This window comes from Nonomuraea polychroma, assembly GCF_004011505.1.
GTDB lineage: Bacteria > Actinomycetota > Actinomycetes > Streptosporangiales > Streptosporangiaceae > Nonomuraea > Nonomuraea polychroma.
Window position 1 is genome coordinate 1,273,301 of sequence record NZ_SAUN01000001.1, and the last position, 21,243, is coordinate 1,294,543.

Sequence of the window (21,243 nt, forward strand, 5' to 3'; positions counted from 1 at the left end):
TGGAGCCCCTCTATGATCGTCATCGTCGGTGCCGGACTGATGGGCGCGGCCACCGCCTGGGAGCTCGCCCGCCGCGGCATCGAGGTCACGCTGATCGAGGCGTACGAGATCGGGCACCGCAACGGCAGCTCACACGGCACGTCGCGGATCTTCCGCCGCGCCTACGCCGACCCGCTCTACGTCGAGCTGACCGGGCGGGCGGGGGAGTGCTGGCGCGAGCTGGAGGCGGACTCGGGCACGGCGTTGCTCCGCACGACCGGCGGCCTCGACTTCGGCGCGGGCCACGACCCCGAGGGCCTGGCGCGGGTGCTCGCCGTCGCCGGAGTGCCGCACGAGCTGCTGTCCGCGCGGGCGGCAGCAGAGCGCTGGCCTTACATCCGCTTCGACGGTCCGGTGTTGTTCCACCCCGAGGCCGGGGTGGTGGACGCGGACGCCACGGTGGCGGCGTGCGTGCGGCGGGCCGCCGAACTCGGCGCCGACGTGCGCACGAACACCCGCGTGACCGGCATCGACGTACGCGACGGCGTGCGGGTGTGCACGGACGACGGCGCGGAGCTTGCGGCGGACACGGTCGTGGTGGCGGCCGGGGCGTGGCTGCCCGAGCTGGCCGACGCCATCGGTGTGCCGCTCCGACTGCCGCCGCTGCGGGTCACGCAGCAGCAGGTGTTCCACTTCCGTCAGCGCGATCCCGGCCAGTCGTGGCCGACCCTGGTCGCCACGGACGACCTGGACGTGTACGGCCTGCCGTCGGGAGGCGACGGGGGAGCGGCGCCCGCCGTCAAGGTCGCGGAGCACCACGGCGGCACCCCCACCACCGCGAGCACCCGCGACGGCGTCGTGGACCCCGCCTCCCGGGCCGCCGTCTCCGCATGGGTGGACAAGCGGCTGCCCGGCCTCGACCCCGTGCCCGTCGCCGAGGCCAGCTGCCTCTACACCGTCACGCCGGACGAGGACTTCATCCTGGATCGGGTCGGTCCCGTCGTGATGGTCTCGCCCTGCTCCGGGCATGGAGCCAAGTTCGCCCCGCTGATCGGCCGGATGGCCGCCGACCTGGCGCTCGGCCAGGCCGGCCCGCACCCGCGCTTCGCACTGCGCCGCACCGAAGCCCCCAGTTAACGGTCGGTCACCGGATCACCAGTAGTCGAGTGCCGGGCCAGCTTGACCGCCGAGATCAGCAGGATGGCCGCCAGAAGAGGGATGAGCACCAGGTCGGGGACCACGCCGAGCAGCAGACCGCCCAGCAGGGCTCCGGCAATCGACCCCGCGACCATGATCCCCGTGAAACGCAGGTTGGCGCGGAGCACGGCAAAGCTGTCGTCACGGCTGTAACGGGCGAAGGCCACCAGCATCGTCGGCAGGGACACCAGCAACGACAGGCTGCCCGCGGTCTTGATGTCCACGGCGTACAGCAGCACGATGGCGGGGATCAGCAGTTCGCCGCCGGCCACGCCCATGACGGCGGCGACCACACCGATGCCGAACCCGGCCACCACCCCGGCGACCGCCTGCGCCGGACCGGGCAGCATCAGCGTGCCCACGGTGGCGGTGTGGGCGAGCACCAGGGCGCCGGCCATGGGCACCATCAGGGCGGCGAGCACTTTGTGCAGGGTGGCGCCGCGCATCCGCACCGCCCATGACGCTCCCGTCCACGCGCCCAGTAGGCTCCCGGCCAGCAGATTCGCCGCGACCGTCCAGTGCGCGCCCAGGTCGGCGAGCGGGACGGCGGCCAGCCGGGCGGGAATGGCGGCGAGCACCACGATCAAGCTCATCGCCTTGTTCACGATGACCGCCGGCAGCGCGGCGAACCCGAACAACGCGATCAGCAGCGGCAGCCGGAACTCCGCGCCGCCGAGGCCGATCATCCCGCCCAGCACGCCCACCGCCGTCCCGGCGGCGAACACGAGCACCGGCGAGTGGGCCGCGCGGGCGGGGGCCGGTGCGGTTTTCTCCGACGTCACGTGCCCTATGGTCCACCAGCGATCGGCCGGCTGCGAACGGCCGGCATCGGCCCGGCCCTGCTGCATCTCGAGCCAGGCACGCCGGGTCGTCCTGCTACCCGGCAACCCGTTCCCCGCCATACCCGTGCCAGCAGGCCGGCTGCACGACTCCGACTACGAGTAGCCTCGGCAGGTCGCTTCGCGGAGTAGGCGATTGTCGCCGACGCGATGGCTCCCGCTCTTTCGTCACTGTGGGTGCACGAACCAGCGAAGGAGAACCCGATGTCCACTCCGCAGGAGACCCTCACCGACATCCGTCAGGATGTGCCGGCCGTCGAGCCCGGAAAGATCGAACAGGGAGAGATCGAACAGGGCGGCGGTGAGAAGACGAGGAAGAAGAGCGGGAAGCGCAAGGCCAGGCGGCTGGCGGCCAAGGGGCTGGCGTGGTTCGCGCTGATCGTCACCGCACTGCTGGTGCTGGCCGAGCCGTGGTTGCTGCTGCCGGTGGCGGCCCTCGTGATCGCGCTGGCGCTGTGGGACTGACACCGATGTTCGAGCCCCTCTTCCTCACTGACATGCTGCTGGCCCTCGCCGCGATCATCGCGGCGGTGGTCACCGGCGGGCTGGCGGGACGCCTGGCACGGCGCCCCGCCGGCCTGCGCCGGCTCCGCTTCGCGCTGTACGGCACTGCCACCCTGGTGGTCCTGCGCCTGGCGGTGGCCGTCCTGATCCTCACCGGCGGCCTGGCCCTGGCCGACTCGCGGCTGATCGTCCAGGTGCCGCTGGCGGTGCTGCCGATCGCCTGGGCCCTGATGGCTGTCCGCCGTCACGACCCCGTCATGGCCGCCCACGCCGCCGCGGGCGGGGTCCTGCTGTCGGGCGTGTGGTTGTTCATCCCCTTCGACCCGGTCATCCAGCTGATCGTCTCGGTGCCGGCCGTCGGGCTGTCCGCCCTCGTGGGCAGGTGGCGTACCGGCGGCTCACGACTGGCGCGCCTGCCGTGGGCGGCCGTCGTGTACCTGCTCGCCCCCGCCGTGGTCCTGGGCCTGTCCTACCAGGCCAACGTCGCCGCCGCACACGCCGGCGGCCATCACGGCGGGTCGATGGACTGGGGGAGCGGCGCCATGCCGCACCACGCTGCCCAGGCCAGGTCCGTTGATCAGCTCACCGGCCCGCGCGACAAGACGCCGGACGCGCGCTTCACGCTCACCGCGGCGCGCGGCAAGGTGCGGCTCGGCTCGGGTCGCGAGATCGACGCACTGACCTTCAACGGCAAGGCGCCAGGCCCCGAACTCCGCGTACGGCTGGGTTCGCTCGTCGAGGTGACCCTGATCAACACCGATGTCGAGGAGGGCGTGACCCTGCACTGGCACGGCGTCGACGTGCCCAACGCCGAGGACGGCGTGCCCGGCGTCACCCAGGAGGCCGTCCTGCCGGGAGGCCGGCACGTGTACCGGTTCGTCCCCGACCGTCCGGGCACGTTCTGGTACCACACCCACCGGGACGCCGCCGAGACCGTCGAGCGCGGGTTGTTCGGCGCCCTGATCGTGGAGAACCCCCAGCAGGCCGCCCACCAGGGGGTGGAGAAGACGGTGTTCACCCACCTGTGGCCGCGGGCGGAGGAGGCGATCGCCGCCTTCGGCACCGCCGACCGGCCCTCCAATGAGGCCGTGGCCGCGGGGGAGCCGGTCCTGCTCAGGCTGATCAACAGCTCGGAGGAGCCGCACCGCATCCACGTCGGCGGCACGGCGTACACCGTGACCGCCATCGACGGCAACCCGATCCAGGGAGCGACACCGCTGACCGCCGGGACCGACCTCCTGCTGGCCGCAGGCGGACGATACGACCTCGCCTTCACCATGCCCCGGAGCACGGTGACGCTGTCCATCGACGTCAACGAGATCCCCAACACCGCGGCACTGGCCTTCAGCCCCGACGGCACGGCCCCGCCCGACACACTCGGCATGGGACCGCTGTTCGACCCGCTCACGTACGGCACCGCCGCCCCGGCCGGCGAAGACCGCTACGACCGCGCCTTCGACCTCAGACTGGACGACGGATTCGGCTTCGCCATGGGCCGGTTCAACTACGTCAGCAGCTCGATCAACGGGCGGCTCTACCCCGCCGTCCCCATGCTGATGGTGAGCGCGGGTGACCGCGTCAAGGTGCGCATCGCCAACCGCAGCCTCATCGACCACCCGATGCACCTGCACGGCCACCGGATTCGCGTCCTGTCACGCAACGGCGTGCCGGCCACGGGCAGCCCGTGGTGGACCGACACGCTCAACGTGGCTCCCGGCGAGGTGTTCGAGGTCGCCTTCACGGCCGGCAACCCCGGCATCTGGATGGACCACTGCCACAACTTCAAGCACGGCTCGGAGGGCATGGTCATGCACCTCGGGTACGCGGGCGTCACCACCCCGTACACCGAGGACCGGATCCCCGAGTGACCGTCCGCCGCTGCCCACGCGCCTAGTTGTGTCAGCAGCGACCGCGGATCCGGCTCGCGCGAGCTCGCCTTCATCGACGCCGTCACCGAGACCAGGCCGAGGTGGAAGACCGGGTGCGCACCAACAAGGCCATGGGCCCGCGACATCTGCCCTCCAAGACGTAGAACGTCAACGTCGGCTGTTGAAGATCAGCGCGCCTTGGCTTGGATGCGTGCATGCCCTAGGGCAGGCGCGGCTGAGAAGAGCGCCGCGCAGGCGGTGCGGTCAGTCGTCGTCCTCCTCCTCGGCGCCCTCACCGGCCAGGACCAGCCCGGAGCGGTTGAGGAACTGGGTGAGCGGGCCGTCGGCAAGCTTGCCCTCGCGCCGGGCCTCGGCCAGGTCCTTGCCCAGCTCCTGAATCTTCTCGCGGGCCTCCCGGGTTTTGCCTTCGACCAGCTTCTTGGCCGCTTCCCGGATCTTCTCGTGCGCCTTGCCGGCCACGTCACCGTCGATGCCGCCCTGGGCCTGCTGGGCGCTCACGGCCTGGTCGAGGGCGACCAGCCAGGTCCGTGGGTCGCGTGCGACCGGCCGCGTCGAAGTTCGGGTCGGCGAAGGGGTCGGCCGTACGGACGGCTTGGCGGTCGCCGGCGGCTGAGGCTGTTCCGACACGCGATCCGCATCGGAAGGCGTCGCCGACGGTGGCGCCGCGGCCTGATCCCCCGAGCCGGAGAACACCGCCGTAGCGCCCAGCGTGATGACAGCGATGGCCGCGACGGCGGCGGCGACCTGGAGGAGCAGCCGCCGCCCGTCCGAGGAACCCGGCCCCGGCGGCGATCCGGCGTTCAGAATGCCGGACGGCGGGGCGTCCAGGACACGAGTTTCTCGCGCCCGCGCGGCACCGGGCGGGGGCACCGGTGTCACCTGGGTCGGTTGATGCGCGTGCCGCCCCCGGGCGCGGGCGGCGTGGGCGACGGCGCCGAAGACCTGGCGTACGTGCTCGGCGCCGGCCGGGCGGTCGGCGGGGTTCTTGGCGAGCATGGCCAAGATGAGCCGCTCCAGCTCGATCGGGATGTCCGGCCGCTGGTTGCCGGGCGGCGCGGGTGCGTGATGGACGTGCTGGTAGACCAGCTCGGCGGGGGAGCCGGTGAACGGCGGCCTGCCGCACAGTAGCTCGTAGGCCACGCAGCCCAGGGCGTAGATGTCGGTGGCGGCCTCCCCGCCCGAACCGTCGATCTGCTCGGGCGCGAGATAGGCGGGCGTGCCGATGATGGTGCCCACGGTGGTCAGCCTCGACGCCTCGGTGGCCATGTGCGCCAGACCGAAGTCGACCACCTTGAGTCTGCCGTCGGCGGTCAGGTGCAGATTGGCGGGCTTGACGTCGCGATGGACCACGCCCGCGCGGTGCGCGGCGTCCAGCCCGGCCGCGGCCTGACTGAGCAGATGACACGCCTCAGCGACCGGCAGCGGGCCGCGCACGGCCAGCTCGGCGGCCAGACTGCGACCGGTGAGCAACTCCATGACGAGGTAGCGCCGCTGCTCGTCCTGCCCGACGTCCAGCACGGTCACCACGTTGGGGTGCACGATCCGCGCCGCGGCTTTCGACTCGCGAGCGAACCGCTCGCCCGCGGCGATGCCACCCGTCAACGGATTCATGATCTTGACCGCGACGCCCACGTCCAGCCGCTGGTCGTGCCCTCGCCACACTTCGGCCATGCCGCCCTGGCCGATCAACTCGATCAACACATAGCGCCCGGCGATCATCGCGGGCGTCACATCCGGCATGTCCACACCAATCAGCTCAACTCTCGTTAACTGCGGGCAACCCTAGGGCATCCGTGCCCGCTGAGTAGTCGGCCAGTGCGGAAGTGTGACTGCTTGCCGAGCAGTGTCGAGGAAGGCGCCCGACCGTGGCACAGAGCCACTTCAACCGCCGCCTGCACGTCGGAAGCCGCCGGGAATCAACCACTCTTCGGCAGCCGCCGGCCAGGACTGGCCAGGAGTGCCCGAGGGCGGGCACGGCAGTGCGATCAAACCAGTCCGCCGGCCAGGAGGAAGATCGCCATCCCGTGAGTCAGAGCGGCGGCGATGTACATGGTGGCCGGCGTAGACGGGGAAGGGGCGGCCCGTTGGACGGGCCGCCCCTGCTGGGGGAGTGATGAGGTCAGGACTCGGCGGTCTTCTTGAGCAGCGCGAGCCAGGTGGTGAGCGACTGCTCCAGGGCCGCCCGCATGTTCTCGGCGTCGGCGCGGACCGGGTCGCCGTCCCAGGACTCCTCGGTGCGTACGTGAGTCCTGCCGTCGCGCTCCTCGAAGCTCCACTGGTGGATGCCCGTGATGCCGTGGGCCGGGCCGCCCCACAGGATCCGGTGGGGCGCCTCGAGGATGTGCACGGTGGAGGCGATGTCCAGGCCGAACGTCGTCCAGTGGAAGGTCTCGCCGGGGGCGAGCGGGCCGGCGGCGCTGGCGGTGGTGATGTCGTGTTGCCAGCTCGGCCAGGCGGCGACGTCGGTGTGCAGGCTCCAGACCCGCTCGATGGGGGCGTCGATGGTGGTGTCGAGGCGGACGACGACGGGGGCTTCGGTGTCGATTGCGTTGATCATTTCGAAGGTTCCTTAGTGGTGGTCGGGGAGCCAGTTGCCGTGGATGCCCGCCGGTACGCGGCGGGGCAGCTCGACGGTCGCGATGGGGCCGCCGCGCAGGTCGGAGGCGTCGAGGATGAGAAGCTGGGAGGCGTTCGCGCGCAGGTCGCTGGTGATGGTGAGCAGGTAGCCGTCGTCCTCCGCCACGCCGTCCTCGGCGGGGACGAAGACGGCCTCGCCCGGCATCTGGTCGGGGGTGAAGCTGTGGAGGTGGCGTTCGCCGGTCGAGGTGTCGTACTTGACGACGGCGAAACGGTCCAGGCCCGCGCCGGGGAAGGCGACCGCGTAGCTGTAGCGGCTGGGCCGTCCCAGCACGGTCTCATTGATGGTGGGGAACTCGGTGACCAGGGCGTCCAGCGGCTCCTCGGTGGCGCGGCCGGTGGCCGGGTCGAGGATCCAGCGGTGGTGCACCGAGCCGGCTTCGGGGGTGACGCCGTGGCCGGGGGCGCCGATCCACCACTTCCACGACGACTCCCAGGCCGACCGGTCGTACCGGGGGCCCTCGACGACGACGCGGCCGCGCTGGTCGGTGTAGGCGTTGGAGACGTGCAGCAGCGCGCCGGGCTCGACCTCGAACCAGGTGACCTCGGCCGGTCCTGAGCGGGGCATCACGCCGATGCGCGGCTGGTACGTGTCGCTCCACCGGTACGGGATGCCCGAGTGCTCCGCCATGTCGAACACCACGGGCAGGTCCAGCCAGATGACGTGGTCGGCGGTGATGGCGAAGTCGTGCATCAGCGACGGCCCCGCCCCGTCGATGACCTCGGCGCGGGTGATCTCCCCGGTGGGCGAGGCGACGTAGAAGGTCAGGTACGGCGGGAACGGGCTGTAGCCGAAGAAGAACAGCTCGCCGGTGACCGGGTCCTCCTTGGGGTGGGCGGTCATCGCGGTGGTGAGCTTGCCACCGAAGTCGTACGGGCCCACGGTCTCCAGCTCGGCCGTGACCTCCCACGGCAGGTTGGCCTCCTGGAGCGCGAGGTACCGGCCGCCGTGGTGGATGATGTTGGTCCCGGCGGCGCTGACCTCGGGGTTCGTGCCGGTGAACGGGACACCGTCCAGGTAGGGGGTGCGTACCCACCGGTTGCGGTACCACTCGGCGCGCCCGCCGCTCAACCGCACGCCGTGGATCATGCCGGTGCCCTTGAACCAGTGGCTCGGGGTGACGCCCGGCTTGGGGTTGTGGCCGTTGCGGAAGTAACGGCCCTCCAGCTCCGGCGGGATCGCACCGTGGACGGTCAGCTCACGGGCGGTCGTCTCGTCGGCGACCGGCTCGTAGTGGCCGGCCAGGTACGGCTTGGCCAGGTCGACGCTCATCTTGTCGGAACTCATGACGAACCTTTCCAGGATTTTCCAGGTGACAGAGGTGATCAAAGGACGAGGGAGAGCAGTGTGGTCAGGGCGGCGATCACGGCGGCGGCGGCGAAGGCGGCCCCGTACGCGCTGCCGCCCGACACGGCGGTGAGGACCGCCAGCCCGGCCGCGCCGCCGATCTGGCGGGAGGCGTTGACCAGGCCGCCGGCCACGCCGCTGTCGGCCGGGGCGACCCCCGCCGACGACAGGGCGGTGAGCCGGACGAAGGCCACGCCGAGCCCCGCCCCGATGAGCAGCGACGGGCCGAGCAGGTCGGCGAGGAACGTGCCGTCGGACGGGGCCCGCGACAACCAGGCCAGGCCTGCCGTCAGCGCGGCCAGCGCACCGGCCAGCACGGCCCGGCCCGGCAGCCGCCGTTCCAGGCGGGGCGTGGCCCAGGAGAAGACGATGATCGACAGGGCCAGCGGAAGCTGGGTGAGTCCCGCCTCCAGCGGCGTGAACCCGAGCACCCGCTGCTGGTAGAGCGGCAGGAAGAAGAACAGCCCGATCCAGACGGCGCCCACCAGGCTCATCAGCACGTTGGCCGCCCCCACCCGGCCGGCCCGCAATACTCGGGGCGGCACCAGCGGCGCGGCGGCTCGCCGTTGCACGGCCACGAAGACCGCCAGCAGCGCCACCCCGGCGCCGAGCGCCACCCAGGCGGCCACACCGCCCACGCCCGACAGGGATGACAAGGCGTAGGTGACCGCGATGAGCCCGCCGGTCGAGGTCAGTGCCCCGGCCACATCGAGGCGCCGCCCACGTGGCCGGTCGGTCGTGGTCGGTGCCCCGGTCGCGTCGAGGTGCTGCCCACGTGGCTGGTCGGTCGTGGTCGGTGCCCCGGTCGCGTCGAGGTGCTGCCCACGTGGCTGGTTGGTCGTGGTCGGAGCACCGGGCGCGTCCAGGTGGCCTGCGCGCGGCCGGTCCACGGCCAAGAGCAGCCGGCCGGCGGCCAGGACGGCGACGGCGGCGGGGACGGTCACGAGGAACACGGCGCGCCAGCCGTACGCACCGCTGATCAGGCCGCCGAGCAGCACGCCCGCCGCGCCGCCCGCCCCGGACACCGAGCCCCAGATCCCGAGCGCCCGCCCGCGGCCCGCCCCGGCCGGGTAAAGGGTGAGCACCAGTGCGAGGGCCGTCGGGGCGAGCAGCGCCGCCCCGACACCCTGCACGGCGCGGGCGGCGATCAGGACGGTCGCGCCGGGGGCCAGGCCGGCCGCCAGCGTGGCCACCGCGAACAACGCCGTGCCGGACAGGAACACGCGCCGCAGCCCGTACGCGTCTCCCAGCCTGCCGCCGAGCAGCAGCAGGGCGCCGAAGACGAGCACGTAGGCGTTGACCACCCACGACAGGCCGGCCGCCGACAGGCCGAGACCGCCGCGGATCTGCGGAAGCGCGATGTTGACGATCGAGGTGGTGAGCACGGCCAGGAACTGGGCCGTCGCCAGGACTGCCAGCGCCCGCCCCGGCGAGCCCGGTGAGCCCGTCGTGCTCCGGCCGGCCGTGGCGGCGGTGTCCAACGTGTTCACGGTGACTGCTCCTTGGGCGAGAGTGGGGCGGGGGTTCTCCCCGCTGCCGCCACGCTCCCACTGGCTCCGCAACCGTCGCATCGGTAGAAATCACCGATCCGCCCGCCGCCGCCGTGTCGGCGACCGTCACCGCGGCTGCGCGCCTGGCCGTGATCCTCAGGTCGCGCGCCTGGCCGTGATCCTCAGGTCGCGCGTCGTCCGGATCCCGCTGGATCGGCGGCCGGCACCGCCGCCGCACCGCCTGAGGCGCGATCCCGAGGCCGCCCGGATCCGGCAGGACGGGCCCCGTAGCATTGGCCGGTGATTCTCATGTCCCCGGACGGCGCCCTTGTGGGCAGGCACGCCGAGATCCGTCAGATCGACGCCCTGCTCGACGCGGCCAGGCAGGGCAAGGGCGGGGCCATGGTCCTGCGGGGCGAGCCCGGCATCGGCAAGAGCACGCTGCTGGGCTACGCCCGGCAGGCGGCGTCCGGGTTCCGGGTCATGGACGCCGCCGGGGCCGAGTTCGAGATGGAGCTGCCGTTCGCCGCCCTGCATCAGCTCTGCGCGCCCGTCCTGGACCACGTCGCCGGCCTGCCGGCGCCGCACCGCAAGGCACTGGAGATCGCGTTCGGCCTGGACACCGGGACGCCCGACCCGTTGCTGGTCGGCATCGCCACGCTCGGCCTGCTGTCCGAGACCGCAGACGAACGCCCGCTGCTGTGCGTGGTGGACGACGCCCAGTGGCTCGACCACGCCTCTGCCAAGGCTCTGGCCTTCGTCGCCCGCCGGGTCGCCGCCGAGCCGGTGGCCGTGCTGTTCGGGCTGCGCGAGCCCGCACCCGAGCGGGGCAGGCCGGGGGAGCCGTCGCCGGAGCAGGGCCGGCTGGCCGAGCTCGACCGGCTGCCCGCCCTCGTTCTCGCCGGGCTGGCGGAGGCCGACGCGCGTGCCCTGCTGAAGGCGGAGGTCCGCGCGCCTCTGGACGAGCGGGTACGCGACCGCATCCTGGCCGAGTCCCGCGGCAACCCGCTCGCACTGCTCGAACTCCCGCGCAGCGCCGGGCTGAGCGGCATGGCGGGCGGGTTCGCGCTCCCTGGCGCGTCACCGCTGTCGAGCCGTATCGAGCGCAGCTTCCAAGCCCGGCTGGAACGCCTGCCCACCGGCGTACGGCTGCTGCTGACCGTCGCCGCCGCCGACACCGTCGGCGACCCGCAGTTGCTGTGGAAGGCGGCCGAGTCGCTCGGCATCGAGCCCGGCAGCGCGGAGACGGCGGCCGGCTCCGGGCTGATCGAGTTCGGCACCCGGATCCGCTTCTGCCATCCCCTCGCCCGCGCGGCCGCCTACAACTCCGCCGACCCGGGGGAGCGGCGCCGGGCGCACCAGGCGCTGGCCGCGGCCACCGACCCGGTGACCGACCCCGACCGGCTGGCCTGGCACCACGCCCAGGCCAGCGTGGGCCCTGACGAAGAGATCGCGGCCGAGCTGGACGGCTCCGCGGCACGCGCCCAGTCGCGCGGCGGCGTGGCGGCCACGGCGGCCTTCCTCGAACGCGCGGCGGAGCTCTCGACCGATCCGGAACGCCGGGTCGAGCGGGTCCTCGCCGCCGCCCAGGCCAAGCTGGAGGTCGGCGACTACGAGCGCGCGGCCGGGCTGCTGAGCACCGTGGCGACCGGCTCGGCGCACCAGCTGGCACGAGCCGACGTGCTGCGCGGCCGGCTGTCGTTCGTACGCCACCGAGGCGCCGAGGGCGCCCACGCCTACCTGCTCGGCGCGGCACGGCGCATGGCCGAGCTGGACCCGGCGTGGTCACGCGCCCGCTATCTCGACGCGATCGAGATGGGCATCCTGATCGGCGGCCTGGACGACATCGTCGCGGCGGCCAAGGACGCGCCCCCCGGCGAGGGGACCGACGTGCTCCTGGACGCCATCGTCAGCCTCGTCACCGAGGGACACCGCGCGGCCGTGCCGGTGTTGCGGCCCCTGATCTCCGACGTGGGCGGCGAGCACTGGACACGGCGCCCCTCGCTGGCACTGATCCTCGCGGCCGAGGTCTGGGACTTCGACTCCCTCCGCGGCATCGGGCACCGGATCGTGGAGCTGGGCCGCACGTCGGGCTCGTTCTTCACCCTGCCGATCGGCCTCGCCATGGCGGCCACGGCCGGCGTGCACGCGGGCGACTTCGGCGCCGCCATGGAGATGATCTCGGAAGGCGCCGCGATCGTCGAGGCGACCGGCGCGTCGCCGCTGGTCTACCCCAGCATCCACCTGGCCGCCATGCGCGGGCGCAAGCAGGAGGCCACGGAGCTGTTCGACCGCGTGCTCGCGGCGAGCCAGCTCATGACGATCAGCGTGCACTGGGCGACCGCGGTGCTGAACAACGGCCTGGCCGACTACCCGGCCGCGCTCGCCGCCGCCCAGCGCGCCGTCGCCTCGCGCGACCTGGCCAACGCCGGACTCGCGCTGCCCGAGCTCATCGAGGCGGCGATGAGGTGCGGCGAGGAGGAGCAGGCGGCCTCGGCGCTGCGCTCCCTGACCGAGCGTACGCAGGCCGCCGGCACCCCCTGGGGACTCGGCGTCGAGGCGTACGCGCGAGGCATGGTCACCGGGGACGAGGAGTCCTTCCGCGCGGCCATCGAGCACCTGGACGGCAGCCTCGCGACCGTGGCCCGCGCGCGGGCGCGCCTGCTGTACGGGGAGTGGCTGCGTCGCGAGGGGCGGCGGCGCGAGGCCCGCGAGCGGCTGCGCCAGTCGCATGAGATGTTCTCCGACATCGGCATGGAGGCGTTCGCGGCCCGCGCGGCGGGAGAGCTCCGCGCGACCGGCGAGCACGTACGCAGCCGCGCCAACCAGGCCGGCGAGGAGCTCACCGTGCAGGAGGTGCACATCGCCCGCCTGGTGGCCGGGGGTGAGACGTCCAGGGAGGTCGCCGCCCGGCTGTTCATCAGCCCGCGCACGGTCGACGCGCACCTGCGCAACATCTTCAGGAAGCTCGGCATCACCTCACGCAGGCAGCTCCGGGATCTCAACTTGTGACGCGGTCTCGGCCTGTGACGAGGTCTCGACCCGCAGCCGCATCGTCGTGACCGCGATCTCGGGAGCCACGATGGATTCCACGGGACCGGGCCAGCTCAGGGCGTACTTGGCCCGGTAACACCCGGAGACCCGGTCGATCAGCTCGGGATCTCCGACGGCCTCCAGCCGCGCGGGGAAGACCTCACCACCGACCTGGATGGCCGCCTGCGCGCCGCCGCGTACCACGCGGTACCAGGCGCTGCGGGCGCCGAAGGCGGCGCGCACGTAGGCCTCGCCGCCGGTCACCACCACCCAGATCGGCCTGCCCGTCCATGGTCCGCCCGCCCGCCGCACCCACATCACGATCTCGGACTGCTCCGCCAGTTCTTTCACGCCCGCAGGCTCTCGCGGTGATGCGGGGCACGGCATCGGTGATGTTCACGTATTCCGCGGGACCGCATCGAGATCATCGACTCCCTGGCCGTCGACGACTGTGGCACCTGGACTACGCGGTGCCGTCCACACCGGCCGTGGTCAACGCCGTCATGGACGCGCTGCGGCAGGCCGGCGTGCCCTACCTGGACATGCCGCTGACGCCCGACCGGGTGTGGGCGGCGGTCGCCGGTTCGTCGGCGCCGGACAGGTCGGCGAAGTAGGCCCGCAGCACCCTGCGGCCCTGCTCGATCATGGCGGGGTCGCCCTCCGGGTCGGCCGTGAAGGCGAGCTGGAGGGAGGCCGCCGTGATCTGGATGGCCAGCCGCATGACCCGATAAGAGTCGGGCAGCGGCGGCAGCCCGGCCTCGTCCAGCGCGAAGTGGTAGAGCCGCTCGGCCAGCACGTCGCCGCCCTCCTCCACCTTGCCGGGCGGCAGGAACGTCGAGCCGCCGGGCCGGGTGTCGGCGAAGTCGACCACGGTGAAGCCGGGCACGGTCCTGCGCATCTCGACCGTCTCCATCAGAACGATCTCCGCCGCGCGCGGCCAGGTGACGGCCGTCTCCTCGACCATGCGCCGGCGCAGCCGCACCAGCAGCAGCTCGAGATTGCGCAGCGCCAGCTCGCACAGCAGGCCGGGTTTGCCGTCGAAGAACTGGTAGATGGTGCCGCTGGGCACGCGGGCGCGCCTGGCGACCTCCAGTGTCGTGAGCGCGTCGAGCCCCACCTCGTCGAGAAGCTGCGTGCAGGCGTCGAGGATGCGCTCGAACCTCTCGATGCTGCGCTTCTGGACCGGCCGCCGACGGAGTCCTGGGTTATGCACGCACCAGTATTAACATAACACTCTGTCATGTTCTCACGTGGCACCCTTTCATATCCGGGCTGGTCATCGGCTGGGCGGTCGCACCGCACAAGTCGGTGATCGTTTCCGGTCACACGACCGCTACGCGTTTGAGTAGGGGCTACTCATGACGATCCGGCGAGCGGGATCACACGCTTGATTCCATGAATCGTCGCTCCGCTGCCAGCGGGCTGTTGATCGCGATCCTCTCCTTCAGCTTCCTCACCGGGTGTGAGTTCCAGGGTGATCAGGCCAGCGCCGATCAGCCGCCCCAGGCGCAACCCAAGGACCCGCCACCGGCCAAGAAGGGTTTCTGCCCCAAGGCCGGGCCGATCACCCGCTCGCTGCTGCCCTCGCCCGAGGGCGTCGAGCGGATCGCCACGAATCCCTGCCTCGGCGTGAACGGCTTCCTCGGCCTCGTGCTCGACGCCATCCCGCAACAGGAGATGGCCAACGAGGAGGAGCTGCGCAAGTTCCGCACGGGGCTGAGGACCTTCGCCAAGCAGGTCGTCCTGGTGGCGGATGCCGCGGACTGCGCGTACGAGAACGACCACCTGGCGGTCTCGGTCTACCAAGATCCCGAGTACGGCTGGTCGCTGGGCGTCGTGGCCGTGGTGCGAGGCGACGTAGAGGCATTGGCGGAGGATGCGATCTGCCTGCTGGCCAAACAGGTGCCCTTCACTCCAGGCTTCGGCGTGCGGGCGGAGGGCCGGCCGACAGCCATGTTCTGCGCCGACACCGTGCTCAGGGAGGCCCAGGGCTACCAGTTCAGGGTCGTATGGCTGGCCGGCTCCGACAGGATGTGCCGCAGCCTCTCGGGCAGCATCGAGGATGTCTAGGTGCGGTACCGCACCTAGCCGAGGGCGTGGTCGAGGTTGAAGGCGGCGCTGATGAGCGCCAGGTGGGTGAACGCCTGCGGGAAGTTGCCGAGCTGCTCTCCGGTGTGGCCGATCTCCTCGGCGTACAGACCGAGGTGGTTGGCGTAGGTCAGCATCTTCTCGAAGGCCAGGCGGGCCTCGTCCAGGCGGCCGGCGCGGGCCAGGGCCTCGACGTACCAGAACGAGCAGATGGAGAAGGTGCCTTCCGGGCCTGCCAGCCCGTCGGGGCTGACCTCCGGGTCGTAGCGGTAGACCAGCGAGTCGGAGACCAGGCCGCGGCCGAGCGCGTCCAGCGTGCACAGCCACTTGGGGTCGGTGGGTGAGACGAACTTGGCCAGCGGCATCATCAGGATGGACGCGTCGAGGACATCGTCGTCGAAGTGCTGGACGAACGCCTGCAGACTGTCGGACCAGCCGTGTCGCATGATGTCGCGGTAAATCGCGTCACGGGCCTGCCGCCAGCGCGGTATGTCGGCGGGCAGGCCGCGCTGCGCCGCCATGCGCATGGCGCGTTCGATGGCCACCCAGCACATCAGGCGCGAATAGACGAAGTTCTTGCGTCCGCCGCGGGTCTCCCAGATCCCCTCGTCGGGCTGGTCCCAGTTGTCGCAGACCCAGTCCACCAGCGTGCACACCTCCTCCCAGCGTTCGCTGGAGATCGGTGTGCCCCATTTGTTGTACAGGTAGATGGAGTCGATGAGCGCTCCGTAAATGTCCAGCTGGAGTTGGCCGACCGCGTCGTTGCCCACGCGCGCGGGGGACGATCCCCGGTAGCCCTCGAAGTGGGTCAGCTCCTGTTCGGGCAGGTCGCTGCGGCCGTCGATGCCGTACATGATCTGCAACGGACCGGTGCCGAGGCCGCTGTCGGACCCGACGTGCTTGGACAGGAACCCCATGAACGCCTCGGCCTCCTCGGTGAAGCCGAGTCTGAGCAGGGCGTAGACGCAGAACGCGGCGTCGCGGACCCACACGTAGCGGTAGTCCCAGTTGCGTGCGCCGCCGATCCGCTCGGGCAGGCTCGTGGTGGGGGCGGCGACGATCCCACCGGTCGGCGCGTAGGTGAGCAACTTCAGTGTCAGGGCGGAGCGGTGGACGACCTCGCGCCACCGGCCCCGGTAGCGGGAGGCCGACAGCCACTTCCGCCAGAACCGCACCGTGGCGGCGAACTCCTCCTCCGCCTCCTCGATCGGGCAGCCCCGAGGCGCTATCCCCGCGCCCACGCGGTCGAGGGCGAACACCGCGTGCTGGCCCTCGGCCAGCTCGAACCGGCTCCGTACGTCCTGACCGTCGGGCTCCACGGGCACGCTGGCGGACAGGGCGAGGGACAGCGACTCCGACTCGAACGTCGTCCGTGACCCGTCCTGGTGGAGGGTGTGAGGTTGCCTGGCGTAGTCGAACCGGGGCGCCACCCGGGCGCGGAACGGCATCGTGCCGCGTACGCAGGTGATCCGGCGGATCAGCCGGTGCCGGTCGGCTTCCAGGCTGTCGCCGGCGATCGGCATGAAGTCCTGGATCTCGCCGACCCCGTCCTCGGCGAAGAAACGGGTGATCAGGACGTTGGTGTCGGGGAAGTAGAACTGCTTGGTGGTCGCCGGAGTGTCGGCCGCCAGCTCGAACGAGCCGCCCTTGTCGGCGTCCAGGATCGAGCCGAACACGCTGGGCGAGTCGAATCTCGGACAGCAGTACCAGTCGATCGTGCCGTTGGTGCCCACGAGCGCGACGGTCCGCAGGTCGCCGATCAGCCCGTGCTCCCCGATCGGCAGGTAGCGGGAGTCGTCCCAGGCCCTGGCCGTCGCGTCGGGGTTGTCTGCCTGCATGCTCTCAACATAGGCAGCGCACCGGATGGCGGGGCGCTGCCGTTCGTCAAGGGGTCGCAGATCTTCCCGGCAAACCGGTCGCGGCTCCCTGGCCCGGTGCCGAGGACCCCAGATCGACGGCCAGCCGGGAGTCGACACCCTTGCCATGGACGGGAGCACTGCCCCTGACGTGCACCGAATGCTCGGTCACGCGCGCCCGGCAGAGGCGCAGCGGCGCCGGCCCCTGCAGCTCGTCCCGCGGAAACACCCGCTGCTCGGGGAACCTGGCGCGGCAGGCATGGTCCACGTGCCGCTCGAACTCGTCGTCCGGCAGTCGCCCGGCGGTGGCGAGCAGGTAGACGGCCTGCGCGGTGCCGATCGGCGCGGTGGAATCGAAGATCACCATGCTGACCTCCGTGCGCTCGGCGATGTCCTCTCCGCCTCGGTGTAGAGATCCCGGGAGGGGCCGAAACCAACCGCCAGGGCCATGGGGTAATGCAAAGCTCCACATTACCGACTATTGACTCATCGCTGCGATATCAGTAGCTTCGCTCCCAGTTATCGGTATCACCTCCCATTCATCGGGCCGTTAGAGGGAACTATGGCGGAGCTTGACCGTCTGGCTGGGACTCTGGAGCGCGGTTTCGCGATCCTGGAGTTGCTCGCCGCGGAGCGGTCGATCACAGCGGTGCAGATCGCGGACCGGCTGGGTCTGTCGCGAAGCGCCACCTACCGGATCCTGGGTACGCTCCGCCAGCGGGGCTACGTGGACTGGGACGGCACCGAACAGGTGAGTCTCGGCCAGCGTGCCGTCACCCTCGGCATGGCCGCTCTCAGCAACTTCGACCCCTACCTCGCCGCCCAGGCGCATCTGCGGGATCTGTCCCGGGAACTGTCCGAAGCCGCCCTGATGGCGGTGCGCGACGGCGAGCAGATGGTGTACGTCGCCCATGAGGACGTCACCGACCACTCCATCGCGGTCCGCCGGCTGCTCGGCGTGCGCCGCCAGATGCACAGCACGTCGCTCGGCAAGGCGTATCTCGCGGCTCTGCCGATCGACGAGGTCGATGCCCTCATCGACCGGCTCGACCTGACCCCCCACACACCGACCACGATCACGGACCGTGCGAGGCTGCGCGCCGAGCTCGACGAGACCCGCGCCCGCGGCTACTCGATCGACAACAGCGAGAACGAGCCGGACGTGCTCTGCTTCGGCGCCGCGATCCGCGACGAACGCGGCATGCCCATCTGCGCGATCAGCGTGGCGGGCCCGCGCGAGCGGATGCTCGGAAAACAGGACGTGGTCCCCCGCAGAGTGTCCGAAGTGGCACTCGCGATCTCCCGCCGGCTCGGATTCGTCGGGCCTGTCAACTTCGTGAATCTGGGAAGGTAGCCCAAAGATGCGACGGATCCTGGCCTCCTGCATCGCAATGGTGACGCTCGCCGCATGCGCGCCGGGCACGACAAGCGGAGGCGGGAATGAACAGGTCGATGACAAGACGCTGACGTACCTCTATTTCACCGACGGGCCCGACGAGCAGGCGACCCGCAATCTGATCGCCGACTACGAGAAGAAGAGCGGCGTGAAGGTCGATCTCCAGATCGTCCCCTTCGACAACCTGGAGCAGCGGCTCCAGGCCCGCCTGTCCGGGGGGAACGCGCCGGACGTGGCGCGGCTGACGGACATCTCACCCTTCCGCAGCGATCTGCTCGACCTGAACAAGTTCCAGAAGGCGGCGCTGGACGGCCAGTTCATCGACGGCGCCAAGGCCTACATCACGGGAGCCGGCGGCGAACTGCTCGCGGTGCCGAGCGACCTGACCATGAACGGCCCGCTGGTCAATGTGGACCAGTTCAAGAAGGCAGGGGTGTCGCTGCCCGACGTCACCAAGCCCTGGAAATGGGATGAGATGGTGGCGGCAGCCCAGAAGGTGCAGAAGGCCAACAAGACCCAGTACGCGATCGCGATGGACGTCTCGGGGCACCGCTTCTCCACCATGCTGAGCCAGTTCGGCACCACGTTCTTCAGCGCGGACGGCACCTCGGTGGGGCTGGACACGCAGAAGGCCACGGCGGCGGTGAAGCTCTTCGCCGACCTGAACGCCTCCGGCGTGCTGCCCGCGGACCTGTGGCTGCAGGCCGGCTCCAAGTACAAGGCCGCGAACGAGATCTTCCTGGCCCAGCAGACCCCGGTGTACATCAGCGGGAACTGGCAGGTCAGCGCCTTCGCCAAGGACGCGACGTTCACCTGGGCCGCCGCGCCGAACCCCTGCCAGGAGACCTGCGGCGGGTTCCCCGGCGGCAAGTTCATGGCGTCGTTCAAGCAGAGCAAGCGGCAGCAGGCCGCGGCCGACTTCATCGCCTACATGAACTCGAAGGAGTCGCAGGAACGCCTGGCCAAGGAGGCCAATTTCCTGCCCACCAGGAAGGACCTCATCTCCTCCGGCATCGACTACCCCCAGCGTGACGCCGACATGAAGGTGTTCCTCGCGGACGTGAGCCGGACCCCGCCGCAGGCCTTCGCCACCTCCTACAGCCCGGCGTTCGCCGCCACGGCGAAGGCCACCGTCGACGCCCTGGGCAAGGTGCTCGCCAAGAGCCAGTCACCGGAGCAGGCCGTCGAAACGATCAAGGCCGCGGCGGAGAAGGCGCTCAAGGACACCAAGTGAGCTCTACTCCCTCACGCCGCGCCCGCGCCAAACCGTGGAACCAGCGGCTCGCACCGTACCTGTTCGTCCTGCCCAACATGTTGATCTTCGGGTTGTTCGTCGTGTATCCGGCGATCAACAACTTCAACATCAGCCTGTACGACAGCCGCAACGGCCGCGACTTCACCTTCGTGGGCGGCGCGAACTACCAGGAACTGTTCGGCTCGGAGGCGTTCTGCAGCGCCGCGCGCGCCACCGTGGTGTTCGCCACGTGCTTCGTGGTGCTCACGACGGTCCTGTCAGTGGCGCTGGCCTTGATGCTCAACCAGCGCATCAAGGGCCGGGCGTTCTTCCGCACGGTGTTCTTCCTGCCGGTCGTGCTCTCGCCGGTCGTGGTGGGCCTGATCTGGGGCTGGATCTTCGACCGCGGCAACGGGTTGCTCAACACCGTGCTGGCACGGATCGGCCTGGGGCAGCCGGGGTGGCTGGTCGATGGAGGCCTGGCGACGATCGTCGTGATCTTCGTGGGGTTGTGGATGCACATCGGCTTCTACATCCTCATCATCCTCGCCGGGCTGCAGGGCATCGATCCGACGTATTACGAGGCCGCGAGGATGGACGGCGCCACGAACTGGCAACAGCTGCGGAAGATCACGCTGCCGCTGCTGCGGCCGACCACGATGGTGGTGGTGATCCTCAGCCTCATCGCCGGATTCCAGGCGTTCGACTACATCTGGACGCTCACCGGCGGCGGGCCCATCGGCGCGACCACGCTGATGGTCCAGTACATCTACGAGAACGCCTTCCAGTCCCCGATCCGGTACGGCCTGGCCGCGGCGGCGTCCGTGGTGCTGTTCGTCACGGTGTTCGCGCTGACTCTGCTCAACTTCCTGTACGGCAGGCGCAAGGAGGCGACGTGAGCCGGCGTCGGTGGACCTCGATCGGCGGGAGCGCCGTCCCGTCCGTGGGACAGGTCCTCACCTATGCGATCCTCATCGGGTTGAGCATCGTGGTGCTCGCCCCCGTGGTGTGGGCGGTGCTCTCGTCGTTCAAGACGCAGAGCGAGCTGGCGCAGCGCCCGCCGGCACCGCTGCCGTCATCACTGGCGACGGCCAACTACACCGAGGCGCTCAGCTCGTTCGACTTCGGCCTCTATCTGCAGAACAGCGTGATCGTGACGGTCGGCGCGACGCTGCTGACCGTGGTCGTCAACACGATGTGCGCCTACGGACTGGCGAAGTACAACTTCCGCGGCCGTGACGTGTTGTTCCTGATCGTGCTCGGCACCATCATGATCCCGTTGCAGCTCATCTTCATCCCCGTCTACCAGATGGCCGCGCAGCTCGGACTGGTGAACTCGCTGTGGGGGTTGATCATCCCGCCCGCGGCCACCCCGACAGGCGTGTTCCTGCTGCGCCAGTACATGCTGGGCATCCCCGACGACCTCATCGAGGCGGCCCGCATCGACGGCGCGGGTGAGTTCCGCATCTTCGCCAGGATCGTGGTGCCTCTCTGCGGCGCGGCCCTCGCCGTGGTCACGATCTTCTCGGTGATGTGGCGGTGGAACGACTTCCTGTGGCCGCTGATCATCAGCCAGGACCAGGCGAAGTACACCCTGCCGGTGGCCTTGGCGCAGTTCAACAGCCAGCTGTCCGTGCCGTTCAACTACATCCTGGCGATGTCGGTGGTCAGCATGCTCCCCGTTGTGGTGATCTTCCTGATCCTCCAGCGCCACATCGTCCGCGGCATCGCCAACACCGGATTCAAGTAGAGG

The 21,243-nt window shown here is 70.7% G+C and carries 18 protein-coding genes; 9 read left to right on the forward strand and 9 right to left on the reverse strand.

Translation table 11 applies throughout. The annotated features are described in order from the left end of the window. The first annotated feature begins 12 nt into the window (after nt 1-12). Nucleotides 13-1,116, forward strand: a complete 1,104-nt coding sequence (gene solA / locus EDD27_RS05590; protein ID WP_127931386.1) for an N-methyl-L-tryptophan oxidase — start codon at nt 13-15, stop codon at nt 1,114-1,116. On the opposite strand, the gene EDD27_RS05595 is transcribed toward solA, so the two are convergent. Further along, nucleotides 1,113-1,958, reverse strand: a complete 846-nt coding sequence (locus tag EDD27_RS05595) for a sulfite exporter TauE/SafE family protein (protein ID WP_241563882.1) — start codon at nt 1,956-1,958, stop codon at nt 1,113-1,115. The genes solA and EDD27_RS05595 overlap by 4 nt on opposite strands. A gap of 261 nt (nt 1,959-2,219) precedes the next feature. Between EDD27_RS05595 and EDD27_RS05600 the strand changes: the two genes are divergently transcribed. After that, on the forward strand, nt 2,220-2,480 hold the full coding sequence (locus EDD27_RS05600) for a hypothetical protein (RefSeq protein ID WP_127931387.1): 261 nt from the start codon (nt 2,220-2,222) through the stop codon (nt 2,478-2,480). 5 nt (nt 2,481-2,485) lie between these two features. Further along, a complete protein-coding gene (locus EDD27_RS05605) occupies nt 2,486-4,387 on the forward strand; it encodes a multicopper oxidase family protein (RefSeq protein WP_127931388.1) in 1,902 nt (633 codons plus the stop codon). Nucleotides 4,388-4,651: 264 nt separating this feature from the next. Here the strand turns inward: EDD27_RS05605 and EDD27_RS05610 are convergent, their stop codons facing one another. The 4 genes from EDD27_RS05610 to EDD27_RS05625 form a co-directional block, all read right to left on the reverse strand. Continuing rightward, a complete protein-coding gene (locus EDD27_RS05610) occupies nt 4,652-6,148 on the reverse strand; it encodes a serine/threonine-protein kinase (RefSeq protein ID WP_127931389.1) in 1,497 nt (498 codons plus the stop codon). Between the two features lie 379 nt (nt 6,149-6,527). Then, nucleotides 6,528-6,965 carry an SRPBCC family protein gene (locus tag EDD27_RS05615; RefSeq protein ID WP_127931390.1) on the reverse strand — a complete coding sequence of 146 codons (438 nt, stop codon included), beginning with the start codon at nt 6,963-6,965 and terminating at the stop codon, nt 6,528-6,530. Nucleotides 6,966-6,977: 12 nt separating this feature from the next. Continuing rightward, nucleotides 6,978-8,333 carry a carotenoid oxygenase family protein gene (locus EDD27_RS05620; protein ID WP_241563883.1) on the reverse strand — a complete coding sequence of 452 codons (1,356 nt, stop codon included), beginning with the start codon at nt 8,331-8,333 and terminating at the stop codon, nt 6,978-6,980. Nucleotides 8,334-8,371: 38 nt separating this feature from the next. Beyond that, nucleotides 8,372-9,883: an MFS transporter gene (locus EDD27_RS05625; protein WP_206641266.1), complete on the reverse strand. Its 1,512-nt coding sequence runs from the start codon at nt 9,881-9,883 to the stop codon at nt 8,372-8,374. Between the two features lie 309 nt (nt 9,884-10,192). On the opposite strand from EDD27_RS05625, the gene EDD27_RS05630 reads away from it, so the two are divergent. Then, on the forward strand, nt 10,193-12,895 hold the full coding sequence (locus EDD27_RS05630; RefSeq protein ID WP_127940515.1) for an ATP-binding protein: 2,703 nt from the start codon (nt 10,193-10,195) through the stop codon (nt 12,893-12,895). Here the strand turns inward: EDD27_RS05630 and EDD27_RS05635 are convergent. Continuing rightward, a complete protein-coding gene (locus tag EDD27_RS05635; RefSeq protein ID WP_164903492.1) occupies nt 12,863-13,267 on the reverse strand; it encodes a DUF2255 family protein in 405 nt (134 codons plus the stop codon). The genes EDD27_RS05630 and EDD27_RS05635 overlap by 33 nt on opposite strands. Nucleotides 13,268-13,448: 181 nt before the next feature. Next, entirely contained in the window at nt 13,449-14,129 is a 681-nt protein-coding gene (locus EDD27_RS05645; protein WP_127931394.1) for a TetR/AcrR family transcriptional regulator, read from the reverse strand. Between the two features lie 182 nt (nt 14,130-14,311). Between EDD27_RS05645 and EDD27_RS05650 the strand changes: the two genes are divergently transcribed. Continuing rightward, nucleotides 14,312-14,986 carry a hypothetical protein gene (locus tag EDD27_RS05650; RefSeq protein WP_127931395.1) on the forward strand — a complete coding sequence of 225 codons (675 nt, stop codon included), beginning with the start codon at nt 14,312-14,314 and terminating at the stop codon, nt 14,984-14,986. Between the two features lie 14 nt (nt 14,987-15,000). Here EDD27_RS05650 and EDD27_RS05655 read toward each other — a convergent pair whose 3' ends face one another. Further along, nucleotides 15,001-16,842 (reverse strand): glycoside hydrolase family 15 protein, encoded by a 1,842-nt coding sequence (locus tag EDD27_RS05655; RefSeq protein WP_127931396.1) that lies wholly within the window; start codon nt 16,840-16,842, stop codon nt 15,001-15,003. Between the two features lie 46 nt (nt 16,843-16,888). After that, complete coding sequence (locus tag EDD27_RS05660) at nt 16,889-17,227, reverse strand: hypothetical protein (protein ID WP_127931397.1); 339 nt, start codon at nt 17,225-17,227, stop codon at nt 16,889-16,891. A 195-nt stretch (nt 17,228-17,422) separates the two neighbouring features. Between EDD27_RS05660 and EDD27_RS05665 the strand changes: the two genes are divergently transcribed. From EDD27_RS05665 to EDD27_RS05680, 4 genes are read left to right on the forward strand one after another with little or no spacing between them, the layout of a single operon-like run. Further along, nucleotides 17,423-18,214: an IclR family transcriptional regulator gene (locus EDD27_RS05665; RefSeq protein ID WP_127931398.1), complete on the forward strand. Its 792-nt coding sequence runs from the start codon at nt 17,423-17,425 to the stop codon at nt 18,212-18,214. A gap of 7 nt (nt 18,215-18,221) precedes the next feature. Further along, entirely contained in the window at nt 18,222-19,490 is a 1,269-nt protein-coding gene (locus EDD27_RS05670; RefSeq protein ID WP_127931399.1) for an ABC transporter substrate-binding protein, read from the forward strand. Next, nucleotides 19,487-20,389, forward strand: a complete 903-nt coding sequence (locus tag EDD27_RS05675; RefSeq protein ID WP_206641267.1) for a carbohydrate ABC transporter permease — start codon at nt 19,487-19,489, stop codon at nt 20,387-20,389. Before EDD27_RS05670 ends, EDD27_RS05675 begins: the two co-directional genes overlap by 4 nt. Then, nucleotides 20,386-21,240: a carbohydrate ABC transporter permease gene (locus EDD27_RS05680; protein WP_127931400.1), complete on the forward strand. Its 855-nt coding sequence runs from the start codon at nt 20,386-20,388 to the stop codon at nt 21,238-21,240. Before EDD27_RS05675 ends, EDD27_RS05680 begins: the two co-directional genes overlap by 4 nt. Nucleotides 21,241-21,243 lie beyond the last annotated feature (3 nt).

Bases quoted from the DNA above. Each gene is read 5' to 3' on its own strand.
- solA (WP_127931386.1), top strand. From the start codon at position 13: ATGATCGTCATCGTCGGTGCCGGACTGATGGGCGCGGCCACCGCCTGG.
- EDD27_RS05600 (WP_127931387.1), top strand. From the start codon at position 2,220: ATGTCCACTCCGCAGGAGACCCTCACCGACATCCGTCAGGATGTGCCG.
- EDD27_RS05605 (WP_127931388.1), top strand. From the start codon at position 2,486: ATGTTCGAGCCCCTCTTCCTCACTGACATGCTGCTGGCCCTCGCCGCG.
- EDD27_RS05610 (WP_127931389.1), bottom strand. From the start codon at position 6,148: ATGCCGGATGTGACGCCCGCGATGATCGCCGGGCGCTATGTGTTGATC.
- EDD27_RS05615 (WP_127931390.1), bottom strand. From the start codon at position 6,965: ATGATCAACGCAATCGACACCGAAGCCCCCGTCGTCGTCCGCCTCGAC.
- EDD27_RS05620 (WP_241563883.1), bottom strand. From the start codon at position 8,333: ATGAGTTCCGACAAGATGAGCGTCGACCTGGCCAAGCCGTACCTGGCC.
- EDD27_RS05630 (WP_127940515.1), top strand. From the start codon at position 10,193: ATGTCCCCGGACGGCGCCCTTGTGGGCAGGCACGCCGAGATCCGTCAG.
- EDD27_RS05650 (WP_127931395.1), top strand. From the start codon at position 14,312: ATGAATCGTCGCTCCGCTGCCAGCGGGCTGTTGATCGCGATCCTCTCC.
- EDD27_RS05655 (WP_127931396.1), bottom strand. From the start codon at position 16,842: ATGCAGGCAGACAACCCCGACGCGACGGCCAGGGCCTGGGACGACTCC.
- EDD27_RS05660 (WP_127931397.1), bottom strand. From the start codon at position 17,227: ATGGTGATCTTCGATTCCACCGCGCCGATCGGCACCGCGCAGGCCGTC.
- EDD27_RS05665 (WP_127931398.1), top strand. From the start codon at position 17,423: ATGGCGGAGCTTGACCGTCTGGCTGGGACTCTGGAGCGCGGTTTCGCG.
- EDD27_RS05670 (WP_127931399.1), top strand. From the start codon at position 18,222: ATGCGACGGATCCTGGCCTCCTGCATCGCAATGGTGACGCTCGCCGCA.